At 56.3% G+C, this 17,577-nt stretch carries 13 protein-coding genes and 1 pseudogene; 6 read left to right on the top strand and 8 right to left on the bottom strand.

The annotated features are described in order from the left end of the window. Positions 1–90 precede the first annotated feature (90 nt). The 3 genes from BISA_RS02435 to BISA_RS02425 all read left to right on the top strand — a co-directional run bounded on the left by BISA_RS02435 (position 91) and on the right by BISA_RS02425 (position 6,047). The gene (locus BISA_RS02435; protein WP_033890021.1) at positions 91–747 is read left to right on the top strand and encodes a class I SAM-dependent methyltransferase; all 657 of its coding nucleotides are present in this window, start codon (positions 91–93) and stop codon (positions 745–747) included. Further along, complete coding sequence (locus tag BISA_RS02430) at positions 737–4,876, top strand: DUF3418 domain-containing protein (protein WP_033890020.1); 4,140 nt, start codon at positions 737–739, stop codon at positions 4,874–4,876. The genes BISA_RS02435 and BISA_RS02430 overlap by 11 nt, the downstream gene beginning before the upstream one ends. A 181-nt stretch (positions 4,877–5,057) precedes the next feature. Further along, on the top strand, positions 5,058–6,047 hold the full coding sequence (locus BISA_RS02425; RefSeq protein ID WP_237746071.1) for a hemagglutinin: 990 nt from the start codon (positions 5,058–5,060) through the stop codon (positions 6,045–6,047). 8 nt (positions 6,048–6,055) lie between these two features. On the opposite strand, the gene BISA_RS02420 is transcribed toward BISA_RS02425, so the two are convergent. Then, a complete protein-coding gene (locus BISA_RS02420) occupies positions 6,056–7,318 on the bottom strand; it encodes an MFS transporter (protein ID WP_081889986.1) in 1,263 nt (420 codons plus the stop codon). 161 nt (positions 7,319–7,479) lie between these two features. Here BISA_RS02420 and BISA_RS02415 point away from each other — a divergent pair. Together BISA_RS02415 and BISA_RS13565 are read left to right on the top strand one after the other, a co-directional pair. Further along, positions 7,480–8,394, top strand: a pseudogene (locus tag BISA_RS02415) (DUF5067 domain-containing protein); the annotation flags it as partial. A 92-nt stretch (positions 8,395–8,486) separates the two neighbouring features. After that, positions 8,487–8,930 carry a DUF5067 domain-containing protein gene (locus tag BISA_RS13565; protein ID WP_081889979.1) on the top strand — a complete coding sequence of 148 codons (444 nt, stop codon included), beginning with the start codon at positions 8,487–8,489 and terminating at the stop codon, positions 8,928–8,930. A 59-nt stretch (positions 8,931–8,989) separates the two neighbouring features. Here the strand turns inward: BISA_RS13565 and glnA are convergent, their stop codons facing one another. Beyond that, complete coding sequence (glnA, locus tag BISA_RS02405; RefSeq protein WP_033890017.1) at positions 8,990–10,327, bottom strand: type I glutamate--ammonia ligase; 1,338 nt, start codon at positions 10,325–10,327, stop codon at positions 8,990–8,992. A gap of 76 nt (positions 10,328–10,403) precedes the next feature. Here glnA and BISA_RS02400 point away from each other — a divergent pair, with 76 nt between their 5' ends. Then, complete coding sequence (locus tag BISA_RS02400; RefSeq protein ID WP_033890164.1) at positions 10,404–11,843, top strand: DUF2252 domain-containing protein; 1,440 nt, start codon at positions 10,404–10,406, stop codon at positions 11,841–11,843. A 245-nt stretch (positions 11,844–12,088) separates the two neighbouring features. Here BISA_RS02400 and priA read toward each other — a convergent pair whose 3' ends face one another. The 6 genes from priA to hisD all read right to left on the bottom strand — a co-directional run bounded on the left by priA (position 12,089) and on the right by hisD (position 17,536). Beyond that, positions 12,089–12,814 (bottom strand): bifunctional 1-(5-phosphoribosyl)-5-((5-phosphoribosylamino)methylideneamino)imidazole-4-carboxamide isomerase/phosphoribosylanthranilate isomerase PriA, encoded by a 726-nt coding sequence (gene priA / locus BISA_RS02395; RefSeq protein WP_033890016.1) that lies wholly within the window; start codon positions 12,812–12,814, stop codon positions 12,089–12,091. Between the two features lie 53 nt (positions 12,815–12,867). Next, the gene (gene hisH, locus BISA_RS02390; RefSeq protein WP_033890014.1) at positions 12,868–13,515 is read right to left on the bottom strand and encodes an imidazole glycerol phosphate synthase subunit HisH; all 648 of its coding nucleotides are present in this window, start codon (positions 13,513–13,515) and stop codon (positions 12,868–12,870) included. 33 nt (positions 13,516–13,548) lie between these two features. Then, positions 13,549–14,277: a hypothetical protein gene (locus tag BISA_RS02385; RefSeq protein ID WP_033890013.1), complete on the bottom strand. Its 729-nt coding sequence runs from the start codon at positions 14,275–14,277 to the stop codon at positions 13,549–13,551. Beyond that, a complete protein-coding gene (hisB, locus tag BISA_RS02380) occupies positions 14,277–14,879 on the bottom strand; it encodes an imidazoleglycerol-phosphate dehydratase HisB (RefSeq protein WP_033890012.1) in 603 nt (200 codons plus the stop codon). Before hisB ends, BISA_RS02385 begins: the two co-directional genes overlap by 1 nt. Before the next feature lie 102 nt (positions 14,880–14,981). Then, complete coding sequence (locus BISA_RS02375; RefSeq protein ID WP_033890011.1) at positions 14,982–16,142, bottom strand: histidinol-phosphate transaminase; 1,161 nt, start codon at positions 16,140–16,142, stop codon at positions 14,982–14,984. After that, positions 16,139–17,536 carry a histidinol dehydrogenase gene (gene hisD / locus BISA_RS02370; protein WP_033890010.1) on the bottom strand — a complete coding sequence of 466 codons (1,398 nt, stop codon included), beginning with the start codon at positions 17,534–17,536 and terminating at the stop codon, positions 16,139–16,141. The genes BISA_RS02375 and hisD overlap by 4 nt, the downstream gene beginning before the upstream one ends. Positions 17,537–17,577 lie beyond the last annotated feature (41 nt).

Here is a 17,577-nt window from a genome sequence, read left to right as displayed (position 1 = left end):
ACATGCCCGGCACACGGGCATCGGCGGCAAGACAATGCACACAGACGAACAGCAATGGTATGCGGGAATCCCGCGGAAATGGAGCACAGTATGGCAGAGCAGTATTTCTCCGCGGAGCCTTCATCCAAGGATGTACGCCGCACGTTGCATGTGACGTTGCGCGACCATGAGGCCAGCGTTCAAGTGTCCAACGGCGTGTTTTCCGGTTCACGCCTTGATTTGGGCACGTCAGTGCTGCTGCGTCATGCTCCGGAACTGCCTGAAGAGGGCGATTTCCTTGATTTGGGTTGCGGTTGGGGTCCTATCGCATTGTCTATGGCGTTTGAATCTCCGAACGCCAACGTGTGGGCGGTTGATGTCAATGAGCGCGCGCTTGATTTGACGGCAACCAACGCCGCCGACAATGGCTGCGCCAATGTACATATTGCGCAGGTTGATGAATCCAGCATTCCCCTGCCTCAGGACCGCCAGCCGAAGAACGCGACCAGTGTTCCCGAGAGTCTTGAGTTCGATGCCATCTGGTCGAATCCACCGATTCGCATCGGCAAGGAAGCCTTGCACACCCTGTTGATGGCTTGGCTGCCGAAGTTGAAGCGAGGGGCCGCGGCATATCTGGTGGTGCAGAAGAATCTTGGCTCTGATTCGCTGATCAAGTGGCTTGCTCAAGCATTGGGGGCCGAGTTCACGGTGAGCAAATACGCGAGCTCCAAGGGCTTCCGTATTATTGAAGTTCGTCATGAAATATGAGTATCCTGCCGAACTTCCCGTTTCCGCTGCCCGTGAAGAGATAGCCGAAGCGGTTAAGAGCACCCAAGTCGTTATCGTATCCGGACAGACAGGCTCCGGTAAAACCACGCAGTTGCCAAAGATTCTGCTCGAATTAGGGCGAGGCACGCATGGCAAACAGATTGTGCATACGCAGCCTCGCCGCATTGCCGCGCGTACGGTGGCCGAACGCATCGCCTCCGAGCTTGGCGTGCAGCTTGGCGATGAAGTGGGTTATCAGGTTCGTTTTACCGATGAGAGTTCCCCGAACACCCGTTTGAGGGTGGTGACGGACGGTATTCTGCTGGCCCAGATTCAACGCGATCCGAATCTTTCCAAGTACGATACGATCATCATCGATGAGGCGCACGAACGCAGCCTCAACATTGATTTTCTGCTCGGCTACCTGACCGCCCTGCTGCCGCGCCGGCGCGACCTGAAGTTGATTATTACTTCCGCCACCATCGATTCAGTGAAGTTCAAAGAGCATTTCGAACATGCGCTGCACGAAAAGGTGCCGGTGATTGAGGTTTCCGGCCGCACCTTCCCGGTGCAGGTGGTGTATGAGCCGCTTGGAACCGCGCCCGCATTGATGCGCGAAGTGCCTGGTTTCGCCACTGGTGCCCGCCCGGGAGACGCTGATTATGAGGAGCTGGCGAGCGCCATCGCCGAGTCGGATGCGGATAGTTCGCGTTCCCGCCGCTCCGGTAAGAGTTATGAGGATGACGGCATTACTGATATGCCTACCGCTGTAGCACGCGCCTGCGCGGAGCTGGTCATTCATTCCTCTCATGAACGTGGTCCTCGCGATATTTTGGTGTTCGCTTCCGGCGAGCGCGATATTCACGAGTTCGAAGCGGCGCTGAGGCATCATTATGGTCCGCGTGCCGATGATATGCGCCGTCCTGATGCTATCGAAATCATGCCGTTGTTCGCGCGCTTGTCTTCCGCCGACCAGCATAAGGTGTTCGAGCCGCATACGCATCAGCGCATTGTCATTGCCACCAATGTGGCCGAAACCTCGCTTACCGTACCGGGTATTCGTTACGTGGTAGATCCTGGTACCGCTCGTATTTCCCGCTATTCGAAGACCGCCAAGGTGCAGCGTCTGCCGATTGAGCCGATTAGTCAGGCCAGCGCCGATCAGCGAAGTGGTCGATGCGGCCGTGTGGCGGATGGTATTGCCATCCGTTTGTATTCGCGCGAGGATTATGAAACCCGTCCACGCTTCACCGAGCCGGAAATCCTGAGGACTTCCCTTGGCGCAGTGGTATTGCACATGCTGTCGGTCGGTGTGGCGCGTACGGCTGAAGATGTGACCACATTTGGTTTCATCGACCCGCCGGATATGAAGGCCGTGTCCGATGGTTTCAATGAGCTGACCGAGTTGAAGGCGATTGGCCGCAAACGCGGCGAGGTGACACTCACTCATATCGGCCGCCAGTTAGCTCGTATTCCGATTGACGTGCGACTAGGCCGCATGGTTATCGAGGCTGCGAAGTCCGGTTCTCCGAATCTTCTGGCCCAAGTGCTGGTTGTGGTCTCCTTCCTGAGTTTGCAGGATCCGCGCGAACGCCCGGATGATAAGCGTGAGGAAGCCGATCGTATCCATAACCGGTATGCGGATGAGACTTCGGACTTTCTGACCGCGTTGAACATTTGGGACCGCGTGTTCCAAGCAGATGGTGATCCGAGCAATAATGCTCTGCGCCGCATCTGCAAAACCGAGTATTTCAGCTGGCTTCGCATGCGCCAGTGGAAGGATTTAGTTTCCCAGCTGAGGCAAATGTGCAAAGAGCTCAAGTTCAAGGTCGGTGATCCCTTGCCTTCCACTCGCCCAGGTTTGGAGATTCGCCAACTGCCATTGAATCAGCAGCCGGCACATTCGTTGTGCTGCGCTTGGGATGCGGATGGTATTCATAAATCAATGCTCGCCGGTTTGCTTTCGATGATGGGCATGCAGGTGATTCGCACGCTTAAGGCTTCCGATTTTGCCGGTCTTACCGGTGCGGCTCGTGCCCGTGCAATGAAACGTGCTCAGAAGCAGTCGAAGAATGACTATCAAGGTGCGCGAGGTACTCGTTTCGCCTTGTTCCCAGCTTCTGCTGTGGCTAAGAAGACGCCGTCTTGGGTGATGAGCACGGAACTGGTGGAAACCTCCCGTCTGTGGGCTCGTTATTCCGCGGCCATCGACCCGGCGTGGGCGGAGCCGTTGGCCGGTCAGTTGACGCGCACCACGTATGCGGAACCGCATTGGTCCGGTTCACGCGGTTCGGCGGTAGCCACTGCACGCGTGTTGTTGTATGGTTTGCCAATTGTGCAGGATCGCACTGTGCAATGGGGGCGTATCAATCCGCTGGAGGCTCGTGATTTTCTGCTGCGCCAAGGCTTGGTGGAAGGTGATATCCAGCAGCGTTTCAGCTATGACAATTTTGTTAGCGCCAACCGTGACATTCTTGAGGATGCCGCCGAGGATGCCAGCCGTACCCGTCAGTTGGCGGACACCGTATCCGATGAGGATTTGTTCGACTTCTACAATGCGGTGATTCCCGCTGATGTGACGTCAGTGGCCGATTTGGCGAAATGGTGGAAGGTCGAGCACGATAAGCAGCCCGAGCTGCTCACGTTCGACCCTGCCAAAGTGGAACGACTGTCGGCCAGCGAATCCGTGAGTCTCAACGACTACCCCGATCATTGGCACACCATCGGCACTGACGGCCAACCCATCGATTTGCGTTTGAGCTATATTTACGACCCCAGCAATCCACTGGATGGCGTGACCGTACATGTGCCGTTGAAAGCGCTCTCCCGTATCACGCCAGCCCAGTTCACATGGAATGTGCCTGGCCTGTTGGATGAACTGATTCTCGCGATGATCAAGGCACTGCCCAAGCAACTGCGCGTGCAGTTCGTGCCAGCACCTGATGCAGCTCGCGCGATTCGCGCATGGATTGATGAACACTACCCTAATTTGCCTGGCTCCGGTTCACAGCAGAAGCCGAATCTTGCTCCAGCCAGCGAGGATGGCGAAACAACCGGCTGGCCTGATCTGGCCCACGTATTTACCAAGGCCGCCATCGCCACCGTGGGTGCACAGATTCATCCGGAAGTATTGGGACTGGATTTGATGGACCGTCTGCAGCCGTATCTCAAGGTCACGTTCTCGGTGGAACAGCAGACGCCCACGCCCAAACAGTCTCATGGACGTCGCCGTGGACGCAGCCAGGTCAAGGTACTGGACAGCGCCAAAAATCTCAAGGATTTGCAGCGCAAGTATGCGGCTCAAGCCGAGGCTTCAGCTCGCCAAATGGTGAAAAAACAAGCCGATCAGGCAGCGAAACAAGGCAATCTGGTAAGCCAAGCCAATTTGCTGCACAAGGCCGGCGCCACCACGCAGTCTCGTGCCGACATGCTCTGGCATGGCGCATTGGATGCACTGCGTCTGCCCTCCGAACGCGTCTCTTCACGCTGGCTTGGCACGGAAGCATTAATGTTGGCCGCAGCCCCTTATAAGTCCACTAAGGAACTTGTGGAGGACCTGCAGCTGGCCACAGTCAAACGTCTGCTCCCCAACGTCGACACGCTGCCTGATGATGAGGCTCTTGCGAACGCCGTATTGGATGTGCGCGAAGTCTATGAGGATACCGTCTATCAGGTAGCCCATGACGTGATCAACATCATCAAAGCGTATGCCGAAGCGGATAAAGCCACGTCTGGTAAGGCTGATTTGCCGATGCTGTCCGTGTTGCAATCCATTCGCGACCATATCGCCACGCTCGTATACCCCGGATTCATTGGCCGCACTCCCCCGGAAGCCTTGAAGTCGTTGCCACGATATCTCAAGGCCGATGTGATGCGTCTTACCAAGGCGAAAAGCAATAAGAACCGTGACGTCAAATGGGCATGGCAAGCCGATGAAGCCAAGCAGCTGGTGAACAAGGCCTTGGCTCATGCCAAGGCGGAACCGGCAGGACCCAAGCATGAGGCACTGATGAAACAGGCCGAACAGGCTCGGTGGATGCTCGAAGAGTTCTATGTGAGTCTATGGGCCCAGGAGCTCGGCACCCACGGCCCCGCATCCCTAAACCGCATTAAAAAGGTTCTTGCGTGATTACTGACTGACGCTGATGGGTTTGGCATGTGTATCTCGACACACTCAAGGCCGTTCGGCCAAGCTTACGGTCAAGATACACATGCCAAACCCATCAGCTACGCACCATTTGCTACTTAGCCAATACGGATTCACCGCGAGCGTAATGGGCTCTTAATGTTGGCTATTACAATGGCGTGCGATGACACAGGCGAAGCAATCAAAGCAATCCAAAACACCGGCGAAAACACAGTCCAAAGCACAATCCACCAAGCGCACCAACAGCACCAAGGGCAAGGCTCGCGGAAAGAAAACCGCGAGCCGTAAGCCATTGAGCTTCAAGCAATGGTGGAAGCATGCAAGTCTTGGCAAGAAAATCAAGACTGTTGTGTTCACCATCATTGCCGTGGTTTGCGCGATGGCGCTCGCTATGGGTACTTTGCGCTTCGTTGAGTGGCGTCTTGAGGTCAAGGAGGCTGAAACTCGCCAGCTGCAGCTTACGCAGGAATATGATTTTGATCCGGGCGATATTATCTCGGATGGCCAGTTCTTCAATGGCAATGCGATGAGCGAATCCGAAGTGCAGGCTTTTCTTGACGAGCAGGGAGCAAATTGTTCCGGCAGCGAATGCCTGAAAACAAAAACGTTCGACACCACGAATCAGCCTGCAGACGAGTATTGCGATGCCTATAAAGGTGCCAAAGGCGAGACTGCGGCGGCGATCATCACCAAATCAGCCAAAACATGCGGCATCAGTCAAAAAGTATTGTTAACCGTTCTGCAAAAAGAACAGCATCTGGTTACCGCCACTGAAATCACCGACTTCCAATACAAGGCAGCAATGGGATTAAGTTGCCCGGACGATGCGAACTGTGACCCGGAGTATGCCGGCTTCTTCAAACAGGTGTATGGTGCCGCCAAACGATACCAGTATTACACTGCGCACGAGGATCGTTACGGCTACCATGCGAACGCGCTTAACTATGTGCAGTATCATCCTGACACATCATGCGGCGGTACGAACGTCTACATCAAGAACAAGGCAACCGCTTTGCTGTACATCTATACGCCGTACCAGCCGAATGAAGCCGCACTGGCTGCCGGTGTGGGAGAAGGCGACTCCTGCTCCAGCTACGGCAACCGCAACTTCTCCATCATCTATGAAGGCTGGTTCGGCTCCCCGCGCAGCTAATAGTTGATTCAGCGTTCGATACGCTTGCCCACATAAGGGCCAAGCATCATCGACATCACCATAGCCAGCAACGCAAAAATCGCGCCCACCGGGCCAAGCCAAGTCAATCCCAGGAAATCATTGGCAACGCCACCAACCGCGGAACCGATGGCGATGCCGATGTTGAATGACATGGAATTGAGCGATGCGGCCAGATTCATCGAACCCGGATGGGATTGCGCAGCCACATCCATGTATAGCACCTGAGAAGAAGCATTGAACAGGTACATGAACATGCCGAGCACGATAAGTACCATCGCACCGTAAATCGACACTACATGAGCCAAAGCCAGCGAGGCCAATAGTGCGGCATGAGCGAGGAACACCCAACGCAGATGGTAAAGCGGCTCCACTCCCCTGCCATGTTCGGCGAGTTTGCCGGCATACAGGTTGCTCCACAAGCAGGCCACACCATACACCACAAGACCCAAACTGATATATTGCTCAGGCATCTTTACCTCATCGCGCAGAATAGGCGTCAGATAGGTGTAGAACACGTAGCTGGATGCGGCACCACACACCACGGTAAGCACGCCCAGATGAATACGACGGTCGAAGAACAGACGGAACTGGGAGAGGAATCCAACCTTAACAATATGGCTGTTGCGAGGCAGCACCACAAACATCAATACCAACAACACAACCGTCAGCACTGAAATCAAGTAGAACGTCACACGCCAACCAAACGTGTTCGCAACCCAGGTACCCACCGGCACGCCGACCACCGACGCAATGGAGAAGCCGGAGAACACCCAGGCGATGAATTTCGTACGGTACTTGTCCGTGGTCACGTCCGGCGCAAACGTCATGGAGATGGCCACCAAGGTGCCGGAAACCGATGCAATCAGCAGTCGCGCAATCAACAGCACCGGATAATTCGGAGCAAATGCGCACAAAATATTGCCTGCCAGGAACACACCCATCAGCGTCAGATACGTTGCAAAACGCGGGAATCGGCCGGAAATGGCGGAGCCCAGTGGCGTGCATGGCGCATAGACGAAAGCAAAAATAGCCACCAGATTGCCCACGGTAACCTCGGAAACCTTCAGACCAGAGGCAATATCCGGCAGAATACCGACCACCACGAACTCGCTCATGCCCAGCATGAAGCTGGCGAAAATCAGAATGTTCACCGGCAAGGTGAAGAAACGGTCTCCACCCTTTTTCTCAGCCGGATTGTCAGTTTGATTGTCATTGTGCTGAAGCTGTTCCGTGTGAGTCTTCTCAGCCATTACCATCTCCCCCGCATTTCTATGTCCGAGTTGATGGTATTGGTCTATCCCTACAACTTCGCTTATCAGACACGCGGAAGTCAGCCGCCTCTATGCCTTGTTTTCAGCAATGATGACCGTAGAATGGTGAACACAGTTGGAGATGCACCGAGGGGGATGCTATGGGACTACTCAATCACGATGATGACTATGTTTCCCCATTCGATGATGGGCTGCCCTCATACATCGACCCGTCACAACGCGCTGATTATCTGTCCGAAATCGTAGAGACCAAGCATCAGATGCACGAAGCGGCAGAAAGACGGGCCAAAGAATGGGCCGCCGCTTCCCGCAAGCCAGCAAAAGCACAGTCTTCACAGACTTCTGGGCAGCAGCGGAAGCCGTCACAACAACGCGCGCAATCCCATCGTCAGCAAAACAGGCAACGCAATACACAAACTCAACATCCCAGCCCTTCCGGGCATGGCAGCAATCGCCGCCCCAATCCGGTAGTGGCTCGACAGAATGCCACCAAGCCACGGAAGAAGCGTCACGCATTCTTCTGGATGATTATTGTGTTCGCCGTACTTTGGGGGCTCGCCGATCCAATTCTCAACACTGCCAATAATTGGCTTGGCTCCATTGTGCATTCATCAAGTTCCAGTGCTCACACCGCCACCGGCAAGGACTCCGGCAATGCAAGCGATGATGATTACTCCAGCAGTACCGATAGCAGCAACAGCACGGATGACGGTTCATATCAAACCGTTGAGAAAACCAGTGATGTACTTGACGTTTCGGGTAAGCCCCAGGGCGTGCTCACCATTGCTTCCGCCAAATCCGGCCCAAATGATTTCACCGGGCGGCCTACGGTTATCGTGACATTCAATTGGACGAATACCAGCAAAAAAGCCTTGGCCTTCGATACACTGACTCATCCTGAGGTATATCAGAACGGTTTGCAACTCGGAGAAATCACCTTCTCCAAAAGCACTGAAGTGTCTGGGTACAGCTATGAATCCGCTCAAACCGAAGTCAAACCAGGCAGTGAATTCAATACAACACTGGCATTTACATTGCGCGATAAGTCCTCACCCATATACGTGCAAAGCGATCGATCCACCTGGTACCGGGAAAGCCCTCTGATTGTGTCCGCATTCACGCCGAACAGCGACGTTAGTGACGGCCCTTGGACGCAGGTGAACACCAGCACCTTGGCTCCTGTGCCACAAGCAACCGAGAGCGACCGCAAAAACATGAAGACTCTCGCAAAACGGAATATGACCAATTCTTCTATGCACTCGCCGGCGCACAACGAGGCCCCGCAGACGCAATGGATAATCCGTCAGCCATTGTTTCGATTGATTGGATTAATGACACAGGCAACAATGCTTCGCTGAGTTATTTCGGTGACGTATCCGTTACACAAAATGGAGTGAAGCTGGATAACGCGTACTATCTCACAAATCCTGAGGGGTTCGTGGATAACGGCCATATACTTAACAGCCAACCAGGGGTGAAAGCCACCGTCCAATACGCGGTAGAGTTGCGGGACGAGACATCTCCCATTACCGTGACATTCACGCCCTACGACAACGGCAAACCCGAAAGCAAAACATTCCAACTGGAGTAATCAAAAAGGTCCTTGAATCTTGAGATTCAAGGACCTTTAGCATGAGCGCCAATCAGCGGTTACAGCTTCGGCAGGTACTTCTTCAATTCGAACGGAGTCACCTGCTGGTTGTACTCCTCCCATTCCTGATGCTTGTTGTCCAGGAAGTAGCCGAACGCATGTTCGCCGAGTACATCTGCCACGAAGTCGGATTTCTCCATAATCTTCAGGGCTTCGTCAAGCGAGCGAGGCAACGGCTGGATACCCATAGCCTGACGTTCACCATCGGTGAGCTCCCAAACATCATCGCTGGTAGGTTCGCCCAGCTGCATCTGCTTATCGATACCATCGAGGCCTGCGGCCAGCAACACCGAGTAGGCCAGATACGGGTTGGCCACCGGGTCGAGCGCACGGAACTCCATGCGAGCGGAGTTGCCCTTGCCCGGCTTGTATTGCGGGATACGCAGCAGTGCGGAACGATTGTTGTGGCCCCAGCAAATGTAGCTCGGCGCCTCGTTACCGCCCCACAGACGCTTGTACGAGTTGACATACTGGTCGGTCACGGCGCAGATTTCCGCAGCATGGTAGAGAATGCCAGCTGCGAACTGGCGGGCGGTCAGGGACATGTTGAATTCCTGGCCGGCCTCGTAGAACGCGTTGGAGTCACCTTCGAACAGGCTCAGGTGAGTGTGCATGCCCGAGCCCGGTGCGTCGGCCAGAGGTTTCGGCATGAAGCTGGCGTGGATGCCGCGCTCCAAGGAAATCTCCTTGACCACCGTACGGAAGGTCATGATGTTATCCGCCGTGGTCAATGCATCGGCGTAACGCAGATCGATCTCATTCTGACCAGGGCCAGCCTCATGATGCGAGTACTCCACCGAAATGCCCATCTGCTCAAGCATGTTCACGGTGGCGCGGCGGAAGTCCATGCCTGGGCTGCGCGGCACATGGTCGAAATAGCCGCCCTCGTCGATCGGGGTCGGGGCCTTGGACCAATCGTCCTGGCTTTCGAACAGATAGAACTCGATTTCCGGGTGCACGTAGAACGTGAAGCCCTTGTCCTTGGCTTTGGCGAGCGCGCGCTTCAACACATGGCGCGGATCGCCGAGCGACGGCTCACCGTCTGGAGTCAGAATGTCGCAGAACATGCGTGCGGTGCCCTGAGGGCCGCCACGCCACGGCAGGATCTGGAAGGTGGACGGATCGGGTTGAACGATCATATCGTCTTCGGAAATTCGAGTCATGCCCTCGATAGCGGAACCGTCGAAGCCGAGTCCCTCTTCAAATGCGGCTTCCAGTTCGGCCGGAGCAATGGCCACGGATTTCAGTGTTCCCAGCACATCCGTAAACCAAAGACGAATAAAGCGCACGTCGCGTTCCTCGACCGTGCGCAGTGCAAACTCCTGCTGTTTATCCATAACGGCCTATAGTTCCATACCCGTGTTACGAGTCGCGTTAACATCCCATATACGTTCAGCGCTAGAGTAGATGACCATGAGCGAAGACCATCTGACACCATCCGCCAATCCGCCCATTGATGTGACCAGCTGGCAACAGGCCGTCAACCCACGAGATCGTTCTCGTGCCGGTATTGAGGCTCGCAGCAAGGCACCGCTTGAATCGCATGCCATCTGGCAGGTTCGCGAGGGACGACGTGAAGCCATCAGTCTCTTGGAGGAGCAGTCCGCGATTCGCGTACCGGAGCTGATTCCGTTGCGTTATAAGCGTATGAGTGTCAGCCCGTTCACCTTCTACCGTGGCACCGTACTCATTATGACTAATGATTTGGCATCTACTCCGGTGACAGGTATTCCGGTGCAGTGCGTAGGCGATGCACATATTGGCAACTTCGGCATCTTCCGCTCCCCTTCCGCTCGACTGGTGTTCGATATCAACGATTTCGATGAAACCGCCATTGGCCCGTGGGAATGGGATTTGAAGCGCTTAGCCGTTTCCGTGGAGATCTGCGGACGTGCCAATAAACTCAAGACCAAGGATCGCCGTGCCGCGGTGCTGCAATGTGTGCGCACCTACCGCGAACGCATGAAATGGTTCTCCGAAATGGATTATCTGGATGCCTGGTATGAGCATTTGGATGTTGAGGAGACGTTGGATCGTTTCGAGACCAGTGGATCCAAACGCAGCCCGGTGCTACGTGAGGCTGCGATGAAGGCCCTGCTGAAGGATAACGATGCCGCAGCTGCGAAGCTATGCCGTTATGAAGGCGGCAAACTGCGTTTCAAGTCCAATCCTCCGGAATTGGTGCCGATCAACGAGCTCACTGATTATGCCGATCCTGAAGCGTTGCAGGCTCGTCTCGATACGTTACTGGAAAGCTATCGTCATTCTTTGTATGACGATCGACGCATGGTGTTCGACCATTTGCGTTATCAGGATTCCGCCCGCAAAGTGGTCGGCGTCGGTTCGGTTGGTCAGCGCGCTTGGACGTCTGTATGGATCGCCCGCGATATCGACGATCCGATGATGCTGCAGATGAAAGAAGCCACCTATTCGGTGCTCGAGCATTACTGCGGCGCTTCCCAGTACGCCACGCATGGCGAACGTGTGGTGCAGGGGCAGAAGCTGATTCAGAGCACCGCCGATGTGCTTCTGGGCTGGTCCAGCTTCATGGCCGAAGACGGTCGCAAACGCGATTATTATGTGCGCCAGCTGTGGAACGGCAAGGGATCGATTGATATCGATAATCTCAACGCTTCCGGTTTAAGTGATTTGTCGCGCATGTGCGCATGGTCGTTGGCTCATGCGCATGCCCGTACCGGCGACTCCATCGCCATCGCCAATTACATGGGTGGCACCGACGAATTCGATCAGGCCATCGCCTCGTTCGCCGTCAGCTATGCCGAACAGAACGATGAGGATTACGCCGTATTCAAGAAGCTCATCAAGTCCGGCGATCTGCCGTGCGCTAAGTAGCATCACCCCGAATTTTGGACACTGACACAAACTCAGCGTCCATAATTCGGGGAGCTAAGGCAAATCTCCTAATTTTTGGACGCTAACACTTTCTTAGTATCCAAAATTCGGGAAGATGGGGATAATTACCGGAATTATGGACGCCAGGAGTGTAATTTCCCGTGTAGTCCGTTGCCACCTATGAAAATGTGGGGTATCTCGGATGAAATACCCCACATCATGCGATGAGTTTCTATATTCGTGGCTTACTTCGCTACTTCCAGCGCTTCCTGGAGGGTGAAGGCACGCGCGTAGAGGGACTTGCCGAGGATTGCGGCGTCCACGCCCAAGTCAGCCAGGGTCTTGATGGCGCGCAAATCATCCAACTTGGAGATGCCGCCGGATGCAGTCACCTTGGCATCGGTGCGTTCGGCCACTTCGCGCAGCAATTCGATGTTCGGACCGGACATCATACCGTCCTTAGCCACATCGGTTACCACATAACGGGAGCAGCCCACGGAGTCCAGGAACTTCATGGTTTCGAACAGGTCGCCGCCTTCTCGGGTCCAGCCGCGTGCAGCCAGCGTATGGCCGCGCACATCAAGGCCAACGGCCACGCGGTCGCCATACTTTTTGATAACCGAAGCGGTCCAATCCGGGTTCTCCAGAGCCGCAGTGCCAATGTTGACGCGAGCGGCACCAGCTTCAAGAGCCGCATCCAAGGAGTCATCATCACGCACACCACCGGAGAGCTCAATGTTCACCTTGTCACCAAGCTCGTGCACGATCTGACGCAACTGGTCACGGTTGTTGCCCGTGCCGAATGCAGCGTCCAAGTCGACCAAGTGAATCCATTCGGCACCGGCCTCGACCCACGTACGAGCGGCCTCGAACGGGGAACCGTAATCAGTTTCGGAACCGGATTCGCCTTGGCGTAGGCGCACGGCCTTGCCATCGCGCACATCAACGGCGGGCAGCAGAGTCAATGACATATTCAAATACACCTTTCTTGAATACCTAGCAGCAGGTTGTTGCAGCCAAGTGCTTACAGCGTGGCAATCCAGTTCTTCAGCAGCTGGGCACCGGCCTCACCGGACTTTTCCGGATGGAACTGAGTGGCGAATAGCGGGCCGCGTTCGTAAGCAGCTACGAATCGAGAGCGGTCGTACTGGCACCAACTCACACGTTCGGGCTCGCCACTCAGGTCGATGGAGAAGCGTGAGGTATCAGCCTCGCTCACGCCCATGGCCGCATAGGAATGCACGAAGTAGAAGCGCTCATGTTCCACACCCTTGAGCAGCACGGAACCTTCTGCGGCTTCGACGGTGTCCCAGCCCATATGCGGCACCACGTCAGCATCCAGCGGGTCCACGGAACCGCCAATCAGACCGACGCCTTCCGCCTGCTCTCCGTGCTCGGTGCCATGCTCGAACATAATCTGCTCGCCTACGCATACGCCGAGCACCGGGCGGCCAGCACGGATGCGATCATAGATGACGCGATCTCCATCCACTTGCTTCAAGCCTTCCATGCATGCTGCGAATGCGCCAACGCCCGGCACCACGAGGCCATCTGCTTCAAGCGCCTGACGGTAATCGGAAGTCAACGTGGTATCCACACCAAGGTTTGCCAATGCACGCACCATAGAGCGAACATTGCCAAAACCGTAGTCAAATACAACTGCCGTGGTCATAAGCTTCTCCCCTACCTTGTGATTTCCGTATGATTATTCGATGCGCGAACCGCGACCTGCTCGCCCCTGCTTAGTGTGCTTGGCAATGATTTCCATTGCCTGATCATGGTCAAGTTCCGCAGAATTCACGACTTCGAATCCTTGGCTCTTGAGCTGCACCAGCGTCACGATGCCGAGCATCAAATCCTCCACGAATCGTGGTGTGGAATTGAACAGCACTGGTGGAGCAAACGTCTGGCCGGCTTCGCCCTGCATGTACATGGTAGCTTCGAGCTTATCCGCACGATTCACTGCAAGTACTACAGCCATACCGGATACAACAGTGGTCAAATCCTTGGCTGCAGCCTCAGGGCCGTCGCCGTCGAGGTTCTTCAGGACCGCAACGGCACCTTGGTTGGAGCCAATGCATTCGGCTGAGATGTCAGAAAGCTGGCAGAATGCAGCCAGCAGATCGGCAGCAGCGATGCGGGTGACAATCAGTGCAATCTTGGCTTTGTTACCGAGCAATCCGGCAAGTTCGTTGTCGAATCCGACTGATGGGTCGATTACATCGGCCATTGCTTCATTGACGGCATCGGCTACGCTAGCCACATCGTCAGTGGAGGCAGTGGTAGCTGCCTCGCCGGAAGCATCAGTAGCATCAGCCTTGTTAGCATCCTCGTCAGCGAATTCCTTTTCGAATCCAGCGAGGGCCGCTTCCAGTTCTTCGTCCGAGAAATGCGATTCGTTATCCGGGTTCTTATCGTCGGTATTGTCGGCCATCACAGGGCTCCCTTGGTGCTCGGAATCAGGCCTTCGATACGCGGATCGGGTTCAACGGCGAAGCGCAGAGCACGGGCCAGTGCCTTAAATTCGGCTTCGGCGATGTGGTGCGGGTCGCGGCCGGCGAGCACTTGCATGTGCAGGCAGATACCAGCGTGCAGGGCGATGGATTCCATCACATGGCGAACCAGCGAGCCGGTGAAGTGGCCGCCCATCATGCAGTATTCGAAGCCTTCGGGCTCGCCGGAGCACACGCAGTATGGGCGACCGGAAATATCGACCACAGCCTTGGCCAGAGCTTCGTCCAGCGGCACGGTGGCGTCGGCGAAGCGGCGGATGCCGCGCTTGTCCCCCAACGCCTGCTTCAATGCTTCGCCGAACACGATGGCGGTATCTTCCACAGTGTGGTGCACGTCGATATCGGTGTCGCCGTGAGCGTGAATCTTCAGATCGATCAGCGAATGCTTGCCGAGCGCATTCATCATGTGATTGTAGAACGGCACCGAGGTGTCGATATCGGTCTGACCGGTGCCGTCGAGGTTCAGTTCAAGGTCGATGTGTGATTCGCTGGTTTCGCGAACAATGTGTGCGGTTCTTGCCATCATGTCTCCTGATTATGATGCGAATGGAACGGACACGGCAGGGTCCGGAATGTACCGGTGCCCTGCCGCCCTTACCGAAACGAATGTTGACTTAGTCTTGACTCAGGCTGCTTCCACGATGCGGAGCACTTCAGCAAGGGCATTGCGGAAGGTTTCCATTTCCTCGTCGGTGCCCATGCACACGCGCAACCACCCATCCGGTCCGACCACGCGAATAAGGACTCCACGCTTCAACAGTTCGTCGAAAATGGCGTCGCGCTTGTCGAAATGGCCGCCGAAAAGCAGGAAGTTAGAGCCAGATTCGGCCACTTCGAGTGGCTGGCCCTTGTAGGTCTGCTGCTTCAACCATGCGGCAGTGGCTTCGCGGGTTTCACGCAAGTGTTCCACACGGCTCAGCTGTTCGTCGGTGTGCTCGAAAGCAGCCAAGGCGGCGGCCTGGGTCACGGCGGACAGGTGGTACGGCATGCGCACGATGCGCACGCAATCGATGATGCCTTTGCTGGCAGCGAGGTAACCGACGCGTGCGCCGGCGAAGGCGAATGCCTTGCTCATCGTGCGGCTGACAGCCAGATTCGGGTGATTCTTGATCAGGCTGACAGCGCTTGGAGTGCCGGGCTTGCGGAATTCCACGTAAGCTTCGTCGATGACGAGAATCGGATGCACGCCCTCGCCGGCTCCCGCGACTTCCGCGGTTTCGCATGCGGCAAGGATGCGTTCGATGTCTTCCATCGGCAGCGGAGTGCCGGTCGGGTTGTTCGGGCTGGTCAGCAAGACCATTGAGGGCTTGACCTCATTGATGGCTTCGATGACCTTCTCTACGTTCAGTGTGAAATCCGGGTTGCGGTGAGCAAGCTTCCAGCCGGTGAACGTGTCACGCGCATACTCCGGGTACATGGAATACGTGGGGTCAGCGCCCAGAGCCGTACGACCGGGCCCACCGAATGCCTGGAACAACTGGAGCATAATCTCGTTGGAGCCGTTCGCGCCCCAAAGCTCGTCCACATCCAGTCGAGTGCCGGATTCGCGAGCGAGATAGTCGCTGAATGCCTTGCGCAGCTCGATGTGCTCACGGTCCGGGTAACGGTTCAGGGTAGGGGCGATTTCACGTACGCGCTTGGCGATGGTGTCACATACGGCTGGGTCCGGGGCATACGGGTTTTCGTTGACGTTCAGGCACACCGGCACGTCAAGCTGCGGAGCACCATACGGTTCCTCACCAATCAGGTCGTTGCGCAGCGGAAGGTTCGATGAGATAGTGCTCACAGCAGACCAGCTTCCTTTTCCTGTTCGCGCAGGGTTGCCTTGTTGTACGGGTCTTCCACGAAGCGGGAGAGCACGCATTCACCGTGTGCCGGCAGGTCTTCGGATACGGCGAACGCATTGATGCGTGCGGCAAGCTCCTTCAGGCCTTCCTCGTCGTATTCGATAACTTCGACGGGCTTCATGAAGGTGTGCACGCCGAGGCCTGCGGCGAAGCGGGCGGTACCACCGGTGGGCAGCACATGGTTGGAGCCGGACATGTAATCGCCCAGCGGCACCGGGGAGTACGGGCCACGGAAGATGGCACCGGCGTTCTTGATGCGCTTGACCACGGCATCCGCATCCTTGGTCTGAATCTCCAAGTGTTCAGCGGCGTACGCGTTGGCGGCGTCGATGGACTGGTCGAGACCATCGGTCAGCACGATGGCGGACTGGGTGCCAGATAGGGACGTGTGCACGCGCTCAGCGTGCTCGGTCTTCGGCACACGATAGTTGAGATTCTCCTGCACCTTCTCGGCCAGCTCGGGGGAATCGGTAAAGAGCACGGAGCCGGCGAGCTCGTCATGCTCGGCCTGGCCAATCAAATCGGCGGCGAGCAAGCTCGGGTTGGCATCCTTATCGGCAATGATGCCGATTTCGGTCGGGCCGGCCACAGCATCGATGCCCACGAATGCGGAAACCAAAGACTTGGCGGTAGCCACGAAAATGTTGCCCGGACCGGTGATCTTGTCAACCGGATCGCACAGCACGTCGCCATCCTGCGGCTCGGAACCCTTGGCACCGTAAGCGAACATGGCGATGGCCTGTGCGCCTCCGACTGCGTACACTTCGTCAACGCCTAGGATGGCGCAGGTGGCAAGGATGGTCTTGTTCGGCAAGCCTTCCGCGTTATCGCGAGCAGGCGGGGTGGCAATAGCCAAGGATTCGACGCCTGCGGCCTGTGCCGGTACGGCGTTCATAATCACGGAAGACGGGTAAACGGCCTTGCCGCCAGGCACGTACAGGCCGACGCGCTGAATCGGAATCCAACGTTCGGCAACGCGAGCGCCGGGGGCCAGATCAGTGTGGAAGTCCTGCGGCACCTGGTTCTTGGCCACGGCGCGGGCGCGACGCACGGATTCCTCGATGGCGGCGCGAACTTCAGGGTCGAGCGTGGTGAGCGCATCGGCAATCGCTTCGGCCGGCACGCGCAGGTTCTTGGGGCGCACATGGTCGAACTTTTCCTCAAAGTCACGCAGGGCTGCTGCACCGCGTTCCTTGACATCGTCAAGAATCGGGCGCACCAAATCGGTGGCTTCGGAAGTGCCCATTGCGGCGCGCGGCATCGCGGCCAGCAGTTCGGCACGGGACAGTTTCTGACCACGAAGGTCGATGATTCGCATGATGTTCTCGCTCATAACGCCTCATCGTAGCAATGTAAAGCCACGAAGTGCCCGGA

Origin of the sequence: Bifidobacterium saguini DSM 23967 (assembly GCF_000741715.1) — a bacterium.
GTDB classification, from domain to species: Bacteria; Actinomycetota; Actinomycetes; order Actinomycetales; family Bifidobacteriaceae; genus Bifidobacterium; species Bifidobacterium saguini.
The sequence above is the reverse complement of the archived record's forward strand: the minus strand, read 5'-3'. Positions and strand labels throughout refer to the sequence as shown.

What these genes read in the sequence shown, in the direction of transcription:
- BISA_RS02435 (WP_033890021.1), top strand. Translation starts at nt 91, where the DNA reads ATGGCAGAGCAGTATTTCTCCGCGGAGCCTTCATCCAAGGATGTACGC.
- BISA_RS02430 (WP_033890020.1), top strand. Translation starts at nt 737, where the DNA reads ATGAAATATGAGTATCCTGCCGAACTTCCCGTTTCCGCTGCCCGTGAA.
- BISA_RS02425 (WP_237746071.1), top strand. Translation starts at nt 5,058, where the DNA reads ATGACACAGGCGAAGCAATCAAAGCAATCCAAAACACCGGCGAAAACA.
- BISA_RS02420 (WP_081889986.1), bottom strand. Translation starts at nt 7,318, where the DNA reads ATGGCTGAGAAGACTCACACGGAACAGCTTCAGCACAATGACAATCAA.
- glnA (WP_033890017.1), bottom strand. Translation starts at nt 10,327, where the DNA reads ATGGATAAACAGCAGGAGTTTGCACTGCGCACGGTCGAGGAACGCGAC.
- BISA_RS02400 (WP_033890164.1), top strand. Translation starts at nt 10,404, where the DNA reads ATGAGCGAAGACCATCTGACACCATCCGCCAATCCGCCCATTGATGTG.
- priA (WP_033890016.1), bottom strand. Translation starts at nt 12,814, where the DNA reads ATGTCATTGACTCTGCTGCCCGCCGTTGATGTGCGCGATGGCAAGGCC.
- hisH (WP_033890014.1), bottom strand. Translation starts at nt 13,515, where the DNA reads ATGACCACGGCAGTTGTATTTGACTACGGTTTTGGCAATGTTCGCTCT.
- BISA_RS02385 (WP_033890013.1), bottom strand. Translation starts at nt 14,277, where the DNA reads ATGGCCGACAATACCGACGATAAGAACCCGGATAACGAATCGCATTTC.
- hisB (WP_033890012.1), bottom strand. Translation starts at nt 14,879, where the DNA reads ATGGCAAGAACCGCACACATTGTTCGCGAAACCAGCGAATCACACATC.
- hisD (WP_033890010.1), bottom strand. Translation starts at nt 17,536, where the DNA reads ATGAGCGAGAACATCATGCGAATCATCGACCTTCGTGGTCAGAAACTG.